The following is a 13,262-nucleotide window of genomic DNA, read 5'->3' as shown; positions in this document are numbered from 1 at the left end:
TTTTCCAAAAACCTGTCCAACAAACCTGCGTTATTGGACAGCTTTCAGCGCTTTTCCAAAAACCTGTCCAACAAACCTGAGTTATTGGACAGCTTTCAGCGATTTACGAAAAACCTGTTCAAAATCGTGTTTCTCGGTTCACTAGTAAGTTCGATTTTTATTTATCTGGCATTTTAACAAAATAACTGTCTTTACCGTTTCCAAATGGCTTATATTTTAACAATAAAATCCTTCGAATTGTCCTCTTAGACTTAATTCCGTCACACCATTCATAAATAGCATTAGTGGTAATCCTTCTCTCTGGAAAAAGAAGAATAAACTCCTCCACAGTTCGCAATATCCCGGTTGCCACTTTTTCTTTAACTCCACATCTATTGCAGACAAATTGCTCTGAGCTAAAATCAGCCATAAACGATACACATTTTAAACAGCGGATTCCTTTTTTTAATTTCTCAAATTGATATTCATAAACCCGCTTGTGTCGGGATTCAGTCATGTGGGCTGCAGCAATTTTTTCTGCGAGCTTTAGGGGTGTTTTTTGGATTCTTGGAGGGTTCTTTTGCATTTTTTTTATAAATCGTGGAAGCTGTGTAGGAAAAATAATAGGCTGGTTGTGTGGGGATTCGTATAAGTGGAATTCGGGGTTGACGAAGCATACGAAGGATTTAATTGGAGTTTTGACGCCGAAATCGTAAAGCAGTCTTCTAAATAAGGATTCACTACGTTCCAACTGATACAGTGGATTATTAATTTCTTTTCCTGATTGGGAAAACCATTTATCGTCTTCGGTATAAAAATCGCCATCATAATTTTTTACCTCAAACAGATAAATGGTCTCTGAGGAAATCAATAAGGAGTCAATTTGAAATTCAGTATTATTAGATTCGAATAATAAATCATTTAAAATAATCCAATCACTTGAAAGATCCTCTACCCAACTGTCGAAAAGAACCTCACCTTCATAGCCCTTTTCGAGATTAGAAAGAGTATTCTTATCTTTTTCTGACAAATCCATTCTCACTTTCAAGCATTTTAGCAACTTTAATTCTTCTGGTTCATGACGAGCTTTAATAATAATATCTCTCACATCCTTTTAATCTTCTAATCCATTTTACAAAAACCGATCCACAACGACAAATCCCCCATCTTCACCGATAGAAATACACAACGTTTTAAAAATAAAAACCTCCGAATGCCTATCCATCACAAAGGGAAGGCCATCCATCATAAACTTTACATCTGTGTCCTTTGCCCCATCCAGGGACAACATAAATTCAACATTTCCTCAGCATTCACCTGTAGGATAGGCTTTTAACCTCACAGATTGATCCAAATCTACTTCAAGCAATTCCCTGAGCTTCATCAATGCTTCATCCGAAATATGTATTGCTCGTGTAGTCATGACGTAATCCCCCTCAAAAATTTAGGCTGCTCATCTTTAGATGGCAGCCTTCAATTTACTCTATGAAATGCTCTTTAATTCTTCCGTTAGGCGCATAAATTCTTTTTTGTTCCGTTCAATTAGGGTTCTGTCAATTTCCAATTTGAGCCGTGCTCTTCGAAATGTCAGCAAGGTGTTGTTTAAAAATTGCTCTGCAAGAATTTCATCCATGTTCTCTTCGTGTTGTTGAGCCGAATTCAATAAATGTTTTTCCATCGTAAACCAACTCCTTGACCTTTTTTCTATTTTAGCAGTAATAATTAGATAATTCAATCTATTTTTCAGTGTAAATTTGTCCAATTTTTGGATAAGAAGGAATCCATTGGGGAACATATAAATGAAGCGAATATCATCAATTTTTTAAGGAAGTGTGAAGGATGAATTTACACAATAATATGGAATTTGAAATGAAAAGCTGTTTTATCCCAAATCTCGCTAAGTCTGAATCACTAAGGATTATAGAAGTAAACCCAGAAAGTGTCGTTGTGCAAATGTATAACCCTGATTGCAGAGGTGTCTTTCCATTGGACAATTTCCAATATTGGATTAAAAAAGGATCACTCATTGAAAAAAGTGATCAGCAGAAAAAAACTTCTTAACCCCGAAACAAAAGAGACATCCCCCCCATTTCCTTAGAAGATGTCTCTTTTTTTCATAAATTACACGTAAACTTTCTCATGCACCATCATCTTTATCATACCTTCGACAAGAGCAGGAACCTCTTCAAAAGCGCTCTTCATATGAACGCGTTCGGTTCGTTTATGAGCATCCTTTCCGAATGGACCGACATTTAATACAGGCGCATCAAGCAGTTTCATTCCCTCAAATGGGATGCTATAGCTCTCTCCCCAAACAGGAGTGTTTGTGACAAATGCTGTCCAGCCTTCCCCTTCATCCTTATAATTCACGTAGCTTAAATCACAGATTCCATTAAAGTAGTGAATTTGGTGAACAGGTAAGTCAAATTTCTGAAGCCCTTCCTCCTTCACATAATCCACACATTTTTTGACAAGCTCATCTTCTGAAGAATTGATAGCTGGATAGTAAGGCGGTGCATAAAGTAAAACCATTGCAGGTGTTAGTTCCTGACATTGAATAATCAAGGCATCAGCAATGCGAAGTGACTTTTCACGGTCATCCCAATCTTTGTTGGCAAGGATATTCCTTTTGATTTCCTCAACATGTTCTGCACCAATCTTTCCGATCGCATATTTTAGCAGTTCCTCATAGCGGAGTACACGCACTTCTCCAACAGGAGCAACGCCTTGGCCTAAACAGATTTTTTTGTATGCTTCATTACAGGCCCTTGCTGCTTCCTGTGCAACTTCTTCAAATAAATTCATAATTTCAGAAGCATTCTTTTTCATTAGAAAGACATTATATAAGGCTGCAGCACGATATGGCGTTTGTGTTGAATATTCCAATTTCAAATCCTTTTGCTGAAGGGTTACTGGAAGTGGAGTCTTTTCTCCTAATACCGATTCTTGAAATCCGGGATTCCATTCCATTTGCTGTGTCAAAAATGATGCAATATAAGGAGCTGTAATGCCACTCAAAGGTTCTCCCACATGTGTCTCTTTTCCATAAAATAAAGCGGATGGCATAATTTTACCGATGGTGCCAGAATACACATAGTATTTTCGGTCTCCAGGCTCTTGGGTAAATACAGGTTCACCATTTAAGAAAAGCTTATAGGTCAATTTATGCTGTTCCTTTAATTCTAAAAGCTTGTTAACAGCTGCTCGCATACCTGAGGAATTAACCTCTTCATCCGGAACTGTTAGTAATAGTAGATTAATTGGCCATTGCTCGATCGATGCTTTTTCTATCAAGCTCATATGCATAACAAGGCCCATTTTCATATCCATTGTGCCTCTGCCGAATAAATACTCACCAGATAATAAATCTTGTTTCGCGTCCTCAGGCAGGTCATGAATTCTTTCATGGAGTAATTTAGTCAATGCTTCTGGCTGATAGGCAAGGGGCTCAATATCCCCATATTCTTCCGTATTGACCGTGTCAAAATGGCTAATTAAAACAATCGTTTCACTAGCTTCGGGATGTTTATACAGCGCAGTAAGAAAACGACGGCCCAAATCTGCATCATCCAGTCTTAAATGATCAGGATGATGAGTAAAATAATCAAGTTCCTGGAGCTTGGCTAGGAGTTTAACAGGAAATTCACGTTCTCCTTCTGTAAGGGTCATGCTTTTCCAGCTTACAACCTCGCATAATAATTTACGTAACGATTCCGGTTCTCCCCATCTAAGTTGTGTCATCATCAAAACTCCTTTTGATTTCCCTCTTATTCGAAATTTTACAAATCCTTAAATTATAAATGTAATCAAGTAATCTTTATACAGTTCTATTAATATCTGAATTTGCCTGTGCCGTTTCATTTTTTGCAAGTTTAAATCGATAGAATAAAATACATGCAACAAGGAAGCCTATTCCAACTAATAATCCTACGAGCTGTGTTGGATCAAATGCTAAGAAAATCAGGATGGCTAAACAAAATACGATACAAATGATCGGAACTAACGGATATAATGGAACTTTATATTTCAAATCCTCAATTTTTCCGCCCGCTTGTATATATTTCCGTCTAAACATAAACTGTGAAAGTGCGATGCCCATCCACGAGATTGTAACTGAGATCCCTGCAATAGACATCAAAAGGACGAAAACGGTATCGGCAGCTATTACACTAGTTAACAATGATAATAAGGAAAAAAGCATCGTAAAGACTAGTGCAGCAAATGGTACCTTTCGTTTTGATAGCTTTCCGAAGCGTTTCGGTGCCATTCCCTCATGTGCCATCGCCCAAAGCAAACGTGTTGAAGCGTATAAACAAGAGTTTCCAACGGATAAAATCGCTGTCAGAATAACGAAGTTCATAATATCTGGTGCGTACGGTATACCAGCTAAATCCATAAGAGTTACAAATGGACTTTCTAGCAATCCCAATTCAGCTGATGGAAAAATAGCTGATAATACAATAATAGAAGAAATATAGAACACAATAATTCTAACAAGTACATTTCGGATTGCACGTGGAATATTCTTCTCAGGCTCTTCACTTTCACCTGCAGCAATTCCAATTAGTTCAGACCCTTGGTAGGAAAAGATTACATTCATCATAGTAACAAAAAGGATTGCAATCCCAGCTGGGAAAAGTCCGGATGGTGCTAAATTTTGGAAATGTGGTGCTGGGCGGTCGGCCAACGGGATAATCCCTAAGACAGCGGCTGCCCCAATGATGATAAAGAAAATGACTGCTACAACTTTAATTCCTGCAAACCAATATTCTGATTCCGCAAACCCTTTTGTTGTAAGGGCATTGAGTGAGAATAACAATACGATAAATATTGCACACCAAATCCAAATAGAGACATCTGGAAACCAGCGCTGCATAATAATTCCTGCTGCGGTAAATTCAACCCCGGCAGTTGTTGCTGAACCGATGAAATACATCCAGCCTAAAGCAAAGCCAGCTGAAGGATTAATAAATTTAGTTGCATATGCTTGGAAAGAACCGGTAACCGGCATATAGACGGCAAGCTCCCCCAGACACACCATAACGAGGTATAAAATTAATCCCCCAAATAAATACCCGATTAATGCGCCGCCAGCCCCAGATTGGTTTATCGTATAACCCACATTTAGAAACAATCCTGTTCCGATAACCCCTCCAAGAGAAAGCATGAATAAATGCCGCCTCTTCATCGAACGATTCAACTGGTTATCTTGTAATTCCTTATTGACCACACGACTCACACCCTTCAATATACAATTCCCGCTTATTTTTCGTAGAATTTTCAAATGATTGTTAACCCTTACATAATTGTGCAAGATCTAGGGTGAGGAGAAGCTGATTTAAGCAATATGTCTCTCTGCCCTCTTTCAGCTCCTTCTATTTCAACAAATCTTTCTAGAATCGTAATGATAAGCAGCTTAAGCCACCATCTAATTTACGGAATTCCGACATATCAAGCTCAACCGTTTGATACCCAGCTTCATTAATCATTTGCTTTGTTTTTGGATAGCCAGCTGGGATAATAACGTAGTCATTGACGCGAATACAGTTTGCTGCATATTCTTCCTCAGCTGGTACAATAATTTTTTTGTAAGAAGCAAAGTCAGGATGGTTGATAAACTCACCTGCAAGAACCATGGTTTCGTTTCCTAAATAAGAAATACCTGTTTTCAAATGGAAGAACTTTTCCAGCTGAATAATGGTAGCTTTGTAGTTTTCAGATTCTAAGATTGCCTTCAATTGCTCAGCACCCGCTAGATTTGTACGTTCAGAAAGACCGATATAAAAATGATCATCTGCTTGAAGTACATCTCCGCCATCTACCGTACCTGGCGCTTTAATATAATAAAGCTTTTCATAATATGACTTAACAGCAGGCTCCATTTCGATAATCTCGCCGTTTCTTGTTTGTGCGCCTGGATTTGAAATAACGGCAAATTCTGATGTTAGTACAGCTGTATCCTCTACAAATGTTGAATCCGGGAAATCAGCATTCTTTGGCATTACATGCACTTCTACATTACACTTTTTTAAAGCTTCTATATACGCTTCATGCTGTTCCAACGCTTTTTCATAGATTGGTGTTCCTAAATCTGAAGTTGTTAATCCATTTATATAAGTTTCTCCAGGTGTTTTTACAATCGTATTTTTAAACATTTCTAATCCTCCTCGAAATAATTGACTGTTATTTACGGATAACAGGACCAGTTAGACAAGTTGGTCCGCCTGTACCTAAGAACGAGATTTCACGGCCTTTGTATTCATAAACTGTTGCTCCTGCATCAATTAATTGCTGCTTCGTGGAAGGGTTTCCAGAAACCATCATACAAACTCGCGGTGCTAATGCTAAGACGTTACAACCGAGGTTATGGTATTCCTCTTCAGAAACTTCAATTAATTGAATACCTTTCTCGATCAATAGTTGTCTTAAGAATACGGGCATTAATCTTGAATAAACTACGGCTCAGTCGGAATCTACCATGCTTATAAAAGACATGAGGTGCAGACACTCTGCTTCTCCCTGATCATGCGGGAGTTGAACAACGATAAAGTCATCTACTAAATCCTTCGTCATTTCTCTAATTTGGCGTATTGCCTCATCATTCGTTCTGTAGCCGCGGCCTACAACAAGTGTACGGTCATCCAACCATACGATATCTCCTCCATCGGCCATCGCATTCCCTGTTAGCTCCCCAAGGATTGGTATGCCCTTTTCTTGAAGGTATTGTTTATAAACCAATGCTTCGCTTTGACGCAGTTTTTTTCCCGATTTTAAAATGATTGCTCCTTTCCCTGTAAATTTGACTGGGTCATGAGTATAAAGGGAGTCTAGGCCAACTTGATTTGAAGCAGGTAAATATTCAATATTATCGACATGCTTGCTAAGGATGGAAAGGAATTCTTCATATTCCTCCTGAGCCTCGGCAAAATTGGGTTCCTCTATATAATTAAATCTTTCCCATTCCTTACTTAAGTTTTCTTGGCTAATGAAAGCATCGTTTGGGTGTTTTACTACTACTGATGTAAGTTGTTTGTACATAGATTGACAGTAATCCACTCGAACTCCTCCTTTTCCACCTAACGGAATCAAATTCCTCTGTTAGGAATTTTATAATTCTGATATTATAGTAGATAAAGAACTATGTCAATATTTTTTGAATTGAAGGAATCTTTTAATTTTCAATATTTTATATATAATAGAAATATATAAATGGAATGGGAGACAAATTTATGCAAACGATTGACCGTGCTATGCAAGTAACGAAAGCCTTAGCAAATAATCAGGATAAAATGTGGCTGTCCATAACAGATCTATCAAAAGAGTGTGATTTACCGGCAAGTACGATGCACAGACTTTTACAAGCAATGAAAAAACATGGACTTGTTCAGCAAGATCCCGATTCAAAGCTATACTCTTTAGGAAACACTTGGCTTGAGTATGGTTTACAGCTATATGATAGTTTTGATTTTGTTAATTTGATTCGTCCAGAAATGGAGAAATTAATGCTTGAGGCAGAAGAAAGCATATATTATAGTAAGTCAATTGGACTGGAATCGATTGTTGTTGAACGAATTGACTGCCCGACCAATCCGATTCGAATTAATGACCAATTAGGAATACGGATCCCGATGAATATCGGAGCTGCCAATAAAACAATGCTTGCACATATGCCTGCTGAGGAAATGTTGAAAATCGTAAATTTGATTGTGAAAGAAGAAGAAAAGATGAGCTTCTTAAATATGCTCAAACAAATCAGATCTCAAGGCTATGGAATTAGCCATGGAGAAAGAACGGAAGGCACATCATCTGTAGCAGCACCGATCTACAACCAATGGAATGATTTAATAGGCGCTGTCAGTATAGGATATGTCAATTTCAATGTATCTCAAAACAGGCATGATTTTTTAATCAAAAAAGTGATGGAAACCGGAAAGCGTATTTCGGCTAAATTAGGGTCCAGACGGTAATCGTTTTAAAAGAAGTCCCTGCAAAACCCTTACATTGAATGGTCCATTGAAATTCCTACTTAAATGTACAAGCCAAACTGAATCCTCCAAGAATTGGCTGGGCCTCTTGGTTAATAGCTATATCAAATAAACGCTAGTTTCATTGCCTACAATTCAGAAAAAGGAAAAAACCCTTTTAGATTACGTTTATTACCGCAATCTAAAAGGGTTTCTATTATTTAAGAAGCAATCTTATGTTCTTGCTGGTTTTGATTATTTCTTTTACCTCTTACCCAGTAAACAATAACTGCGGCAATCAAAGCAAACCCAAGGTAACCAGTAATTGGGTACAATGTTCCAACTAGTTTTGTAAATCCTACGAAGCTTGCAGCAAATCCTGCAAAACCTATTGCTGTGACAAATCCATTAAATTTCATCGTACCTGGCTTCATTACCCGTACAGCGAACCCATAAAGCATTCCTACTGCTGTGTTAAAAATCATCGCTAAAAGGACAATAGACATGAAAATTCCGACAATTGGAGATATTTCATTTGCCAAGTAAAGCATCGGAATATCTAAACCGCCAATATCGCCTAATCTTGTATACATGCCGACATTAATGAGAATAAGCATAAGACCTAATCCGACTCCGCCAAGAATACCGCCCATTCCGGCGATCTTTAAATTCTTTGTCGTTCCGCCCATAACTGCAAGCATTGGAATCGCACAAGTGATATTAAAAGAAACATACAATAAACCAGAAAGGAACCAGTTTGAGGCAGCTGCATTTTGCCCTTCAGCCAGCTTGTCAAGCTCTGCAAAGCTAGCATCCATTGTGAATAATGCATATCCTGCTATCAACAAAACTAACACGATTAATGCTGGGGTAATACCCCCAATAATATTAAGTACTTTTTCCACATTAAAGAAGCAAGTAACGATTGTTAGTACTACCATGATCAAACTTCCGATTGCACTTGGAATGCCAAATTGCTGTTGGAACGTTGAACCAGCACCCGCAAACATAATCACTGCAACTCCAAATAAGAAGAAAGTAATGATAAAGTCTACTGCAATTCCTAAATATTTTCCACAAATACTATATACGACATTTTTATGGGAATGTGTTTGCAGACGGCTCCCGATTTGAATAATATTCATTCCTAAAAAAGCAAATAGTAAGGTTGCCAAGATCGCTCCAAAAAATCCTAACCATCCAAAGCTAGTAAAGAACTGCAAAACTTCTTGTCCAGAAGCAAAACCGGCTCCGACAACTGTACCGATGTATGCACCTGCCATTTGAATACTCTTTTTCATAAATGCCCCCGTATAATTGAATTTTTTGAAAATTTATTCTAAAAGGAGAAGAAGAACCTCCCATCTCCTTCAACCCTTTTTAAAATCACTTAGGAAAAGGTTTTTTCAGTAATTGTATATTGTTTAATCGTATCTCTGTTTGGTTCATACCCAATTCCAGGTGTATCAGGAACCGTGATAAAACCATCCTTTACAACTACTTCCGGATCAATTATGTCCTTGTCCCAATAACGAGAAGATCCAGCTGTATCTCCAGGCAGTATGAAATTATCTAAAGTTGTGAGTGCAATATTATGTGCTCTGCCGATACCTGATTCAAGCATTCCTCCACACCAAACCGGAATATCATGCTGTTTACATAGGTCATGGATTCGTTTTGACTCTGTCAAACCTCCGACACGGCCAATTTTAATATTAATAATTTTGCAGCTTCCTAATTCAATTGCTTTACGAGTATCTTCGTATGAATGAATACTTTCGTCTAAGCAAACAGGCGTATTAATTTGTTTCTGAAGTGTGGCATGATCGATAATATCATCAGATGCTAATGGTTGTTCAATCATCATGAGATCAAATTCATCCAAGGCACGCAGATGATCGATATCCTCTAAGCGGTATGCTGAGTTTGCATCAGCCATTAAAGGAACATTAGGGAAATGCTTTCTAACTTCCCTCATAACCTCTACATCCCAGCCTGGCTTAATTTTCACTTTCATCCGCTTATAGCCTTCAGTTACATATTCATCAATTAATTTCAGAAGATCATCCACTGTGTTTTGAATACCAATACTGATGCCAACTTCAATTTTTGATTTTTCTCCGCCGAGTGCTTTCGCGAGTGAAATTCCTTGTTCTTGAGTATAAAGGTCCCAAACCGCTCCCTCAAGGGTAGATTTTGCCATATTATTTTTCCGAATGTACGAAAAGATTTCAGAAACTTCATCAGGATGTTTAATCTCTTTATTTAATATTTGCGGGATAAGAAAATCCTCGAGCATATGCCAATTTGTTTGTAATGTTTCTTCATTATACCAAGGCGAATGGAAGGCAACAGACTCGCCCCAGCCGCTATTTCCATTTTCATCCTTTGCTTCAAGCAAAATAAACTCCCGGTCTTGCATTGTTCCAAAGCTTGTTGTGAATGGGGATTTCATTCTCATTTTTAAATGACGCAAAGTAATTTCTTTTAATTTCATCGGTATCCACCTTTTCTACTTTTTAATACTAAGTGATTGTATCTTCGTTATAACATAATAATGAACAGGCAAATCATTTGTTTTTTGCAGAGCTACTACAGCATAACCTGCTTCAAAAAGGTGCTGAAAGACTTTTCTTGTCTTAAAACGCCAGTCAACGGCTAGCTCATGATCTGTTTTTTTCAATTCTTGAAAATTTGCAGGTACTGGTACAAGGAGGGGCTGATCGNNGATCGATGTTTGTTAGATTTGTCATCATTCCTTGATCTAAATCCCCTAATTTGGGCTGTCCATTGCTTGTTGTCTCCCAGCTGATCAGATGAATTCCTTCGTTAGACTGGACCTCATTCAAACTTTTACTGTCTGAGACATGCTCACTATTAATCCACCAATCGATTTGAAATCGATCAGATGGCAGCCCGCTATTCAGTCCGTCCTCCATTTCACCGTAGCAATTTTCTATATAGGTGCAACAGATGCCGCGAAGCTTATTCATATTGAGGTAGGCATTTCTGCTTTCAAGCGGGTCGAATGTCCATATGATCAATTCGTATCCCTTTTCGGCAGCTTCTCTTTTTTGTTCTACTTTTAACTTTGCACCAATCCCTTTTTCCTGATACTCAGGGTGGATTCCGAGCATATGAGAGCAGAGATAGGTTTGCTTTTGATCAAATCCAGGAAATCCGTAGCTGAATCCAACTAGTTTTTCTTGATCGAAAGCACCTAACATAATGCCGCCATTTTTTGCAGCCGTAACCGTTTGATGAATCGGAATGGCACTCATATTCCATACTTCTTCTTCTAGCTTTTGAACAAGCTTCATTTCACTGCTGCTGTGTAAAGTTCGTATTTCAAAATTTCCATTCAAGATAATCACCCTCTTAGTTGTCTGCCAATGTGTTCATAATAGTTCTCGTTAGAATTTCAATTCCTGAGAACATCGCCTCACGATTAAATGTCATGTTTGGATGATGGAGGCCTGGCGTTAACCCACAACCAAGTCCTAGCATCGTTGCTTTTATGTTCGGTCTCTTTAAAGTGTAAAAGTGAAAATCTTCGCCACCAGACGAAATGATAGGCTGTTTCAGCCCAGTTTCACCTAGCGTATCTATAATAGCCTGCTTCATAAATACAACTGCTTCCAAATCTACCTCCGCAGCAGCTACATTCGCTTTTGTTTCAAATGGAATGTTTACCCCGTACAATAAACTTATTTGTTTAAAAATATTCTCAATTTTCCCCGTTAACTCTTCCATTACTTGATTCGTTTGCGCTCGTACATCAAGGCTAAAGGATGCTCTGCCCGGTATGATATTGCCTGAATCGCCGCCAGCATGGAATTTAGTCATTTTTGCTGAGTACGGAACCATTGGATTTAGATGAATGCCTTTAATTTCATTGACGATTGCGGCACCAATTTCAATGGCATTTTGGCCTAGATGTGGCCTTGCTCCATGTGCATCTTCACCAATTATTTCTCCCGTAATAAACTTAGCAGCTCCATGATAAACGGCAGGTACAGCATATCCATCTTCTAGCTCCTGAATAGGTCTTAGATGAACACCGTATAAGTAGTCAACATCATCTACTACATTCTTCTCGATCATTTTCAATGCCCCTGTTCCCTTTTCTTCAGCGGGCTGGAAAATAAATTTTAGTTTTGCTTTATTCGGAAAGTTGATTTTCTTCAACAGCAGCATCGTTCCGATGATCATCGTCATATGGGAGTCATGCCCACAAGAATGGTTTGCTTTGTATATTCCACCAACTTCCTGCCAAAGCGCATCAATATCCGTTCGTAAACCTACACAAATATCTCCGCTGCCTACTTCTGCAACAAGTCCTGTACAATCATCAAAGGTTTTTACTTTAAAGCCCTGCTTCTCAAGGAATGTTTGAATATATTCAGTCGTTTTGAACTCTTCCCAGCTAACTTCAGGATGTTGATGAAAGTAATCAAAAAGGGAGTTAATAGTTGGTTTAAGCTGATCTAAGTGATCTTTCAAGTAACTTCCCCTCCATCAATAAAGAAATAATCTTTAAATAATTCTTCATATTGCTCTTTGCGCTTTTCAAAGCGATTTGAATTTTTTACTGTTACACCGGCAACAACCGCGTTTAAAAAAGAAAATAGGGCTGTTGTCGTGTCTATGGCAGATTTATTAAAAGGAAAAATCGGAAATAGCATATCAGAATATTCACTTATCGGTGATTGAGGAGAATCTGTAATCCCGATAATGATTGCCCCCTGCTGCTTTGCCAATTTTGCAATTTTGATCGTCTCTTTTAAATAACGATGAAAAGAAATGGCTATCATGACAGATTGACTATTCATCCCGCTTAACGTGAAAACAATATCATCTGAATCGGAACGGACTAATTTAACCCGATCCTTCACTAAACTAAGTGTAAAAGAAAGCCAATTTGCTGCCGGAAATGATGTTCCCATTCCTGAAATATAGATTGCTTCCGCATTTACAAGCTGATCTACCATTCGATACAATTCATCATCATTGACAAGCGACATCAACTCTTTAATGCGCTCCCGATCCTTTTCCATGACCTTGGCGAAAAAGTTTGGCTCTTCGGCTAACTGCAGCTTATTTGTATGATAAGTCCCAAGGCTGCTCTCCTGATAAAGGAGCAGTTCACGCACCTTCTTTTGCAAATCGGAAAAGCCAGATAATTTTATCGCATAACAAAATCGAATAACAGTCGTTTCACTAACCCCCACTTTGAAACCGATTTCATTTGCGGAAAACAAAGCAAAATCCTTAGGCATTTTGAGAAGATAATTCGCAACCTTCTGCTGACCCTTTGAG

12 protein-coding genes and 1 pseudogene are annotated in these 13,262 nt (G+C 38.3%); 2 read left to right on the top strand and 11 right to left on the bottom strand.

All coding sequences use genetic code 11. The features are described 5' to 3' along the window. Nucleotides 1-157: 157 nt before the first annotated feature. Both V7149_RS13400 and V7149_RS13395 read right to left on the bottom strand, forming a co-directional pair. Nucleotides 158-1,087, bottom strand: coding sequence for a nuclease-related domain-containing protein (locus tag V7149_RS13400; RefSeq protein WP_335346128.1), 930 nt, complete (start codon nucleotides 1,085-1,087; stop codon nucleotides 158-160). A gap of 375 nt (nucleotides 1,088-1,462) precedes the next feature. Next, the gene (locus tag V7149_RS13395) at nucleotides 1,463-1,657 is read right to left on the bottom strand and encodes an IDEAL domain-containing protein (RefSeq protein WP_335346127.1); all 195 of its coding nucleotides are present in this window, start codon (nucleotides 1,655-1,657) and stop codon (nucleotides 1,463-1,465) included. 161 nt (nucleotides 1,658-1,818) lie between these two features. On the opposite strand from V7149_RS13395, the gene V7149_RS13390 reads away from it, so the two are divergent. Continuing rightward, nucleotides 1,819-2,040, top strand: coding sequence for a hypothetical protein (locus V7149_RS13390; RefSeq protein WP_335346126.1), 222 nt, complete (start codon nucleotides 1,819-1,821; stop codon nucleotides 2,038-2,040). 60 nt (nucleotides 2,041-2,100) lie between these two features. Here V7149_RS13390 and V7149_RS13385 read toward each other — a convergent pair whose 3' ends face one another. From V7149_RS13385 to V7149_RS13370, 4 genes and pseudogenes are all read right to left on the bottom strand, one after another. Continuing rightward, nucleotides 2,101-3,720, bottom strand: a complete 1,620-nt coding sequence (locus V7149_RS13385; protein ID WP_335346130.1) for a M20/M25/M40 family metallo-hydrolase — start codon at nucleotides 3,718-3,720, stop codon at nucleotides 2,101-2,103. A gap of 76 nt (nucleotides 3,721-3,796) precedes the next feature. Next, on the bottom strand, nucleotides 3,797-5,167 hold the full coding sequence (locus tag V7149_RS13380; protein ID WP_438824116.1) for an amino acid permease: 1,371 nt from the start codon (nucleotides 5,165-5,167) through the stop codon (nucleotides 3,797-3,799). Nucleotides 5,168-5,372: 205 nt separating this feature from the next. Beyond that, a complete protein-coding gene (locus V7149_RS13375) occupies nucleotides 5,373-6,134 on the bottom strand; it encodes a dimethylarginine dimethylaminohydrolase family protein (protein WP_335346125.1) in 762 nt (253 codons plus the stop codon). A gap of 28 nt (nucleotides 6,135-6,162) precedes the next feature. Further along, nucleotides 6,163-7,017: pseudogene (locus tag V7149_RS13370) on the bottom strand (dimethylarginine dimethylaminohydrolase family protein). Nucleotides 7,018-7,208: 191 nt separating this feature from the next. Between V7149_RS13370 and V7149_RS13365 the strand changes: the two are divergent. Next, nucleotides 7,209-7,946 carry an IclR family transcriptional regulator gene (locus V7149_RS13365; RefSeq protein WP_335346124.1) on the top strand — a complete coding sequence of 246 codons (738 nt, stop codon included), beginning with the start codon at nucleotides 7,209-7,211 and terminating at the stop codon, nucleotides 7,944-7,946. Nucleotides 7,947-8,164: 218 nt separating this feature from the next. Here the strand turns inward: V7149_RS13365 and V7149_RS13360 are convergent, their stop codons facing one another. The 5 genes from V7149_RS13360 to V7149_RS13340 form a co-directional block, all read right to left on the bottom strand. After that, nucleotides 8,165-9,244 (bottom strand): YkvI family membrane protein, encoded by a 1,080-nt coding sequence (locus V7149_RS13360; RefSeq protein ID WP_335346123.1) that lies wholly within the window; start codon nucleotides 9,242-9,244, stop codon nucleotides 8,165-8,167. An 89-nt stretch (nucleotides 9,245-9,333) separates the two neighbouring features. Continuing rightward, nucleotides 9,334-10,440 carry an o-succinylbenzoate synthase gene (gene menC, locus V7149_RS13355; protein ID WP_335346122.1) on the bottom strand — a complete coding sequence of 369 codons (1,107 nt, stop codon included), beginning with the start codon at nucleotides 10,438-10,440 and terminating at the stop codon, nucleotides 9,334-9,336. A 166-nt stretch (nucleotides 10,441-10,606) separates the two neighbouring features. Next, a complete protein-coding gene (locus tag V7149_RS13350; RefSeq protein ID WP_438824115.1) occupies nucleotides 10,607-11,224 on the bottom strand; it encodes a GNAT family N-acetyltransferase in 618 nt (205 codons plus the stop codon). A gap of 97 nt (nucleotides 11,225-11,321) precedes the next feature. Then, a complete protein-coding gene (locus tag V7149_RS13345; RefSeq protein ID WP_335346120.1) occupies nucleotides 11,322-12,446 on the bottom strand; it encodes a M20 peptidase aminoacylase family protein in 1,125 nt (374 codons plus the stop codon). Beyond that, nucleotides 12,443-13,262 (bottom strand): MurR/RpiR family transcriptional regulator (locus V7149_RS13340; RefSeq protein ID WP_335346119.1); only part of this gene is annotated, 820 nt, incomplete at its 5' end. The genes V7149_RS13340 and V7149_RS13345, both read right to left, overlap by 4 nt.

The organism is Bacillus sp. JJ1503 (assembly GCF_036965125.1).
Taxonomy (GTDB): Bacteria; Bacillota; Bacilli; order Bacillales; family Cytobacillaceae; genus Cytobacillus.
The sequence above is the reverse complement of the archived record's forward strand: the minus strand, read 5'-3'. Positions and strand labels throughout refer to the sequence as shown.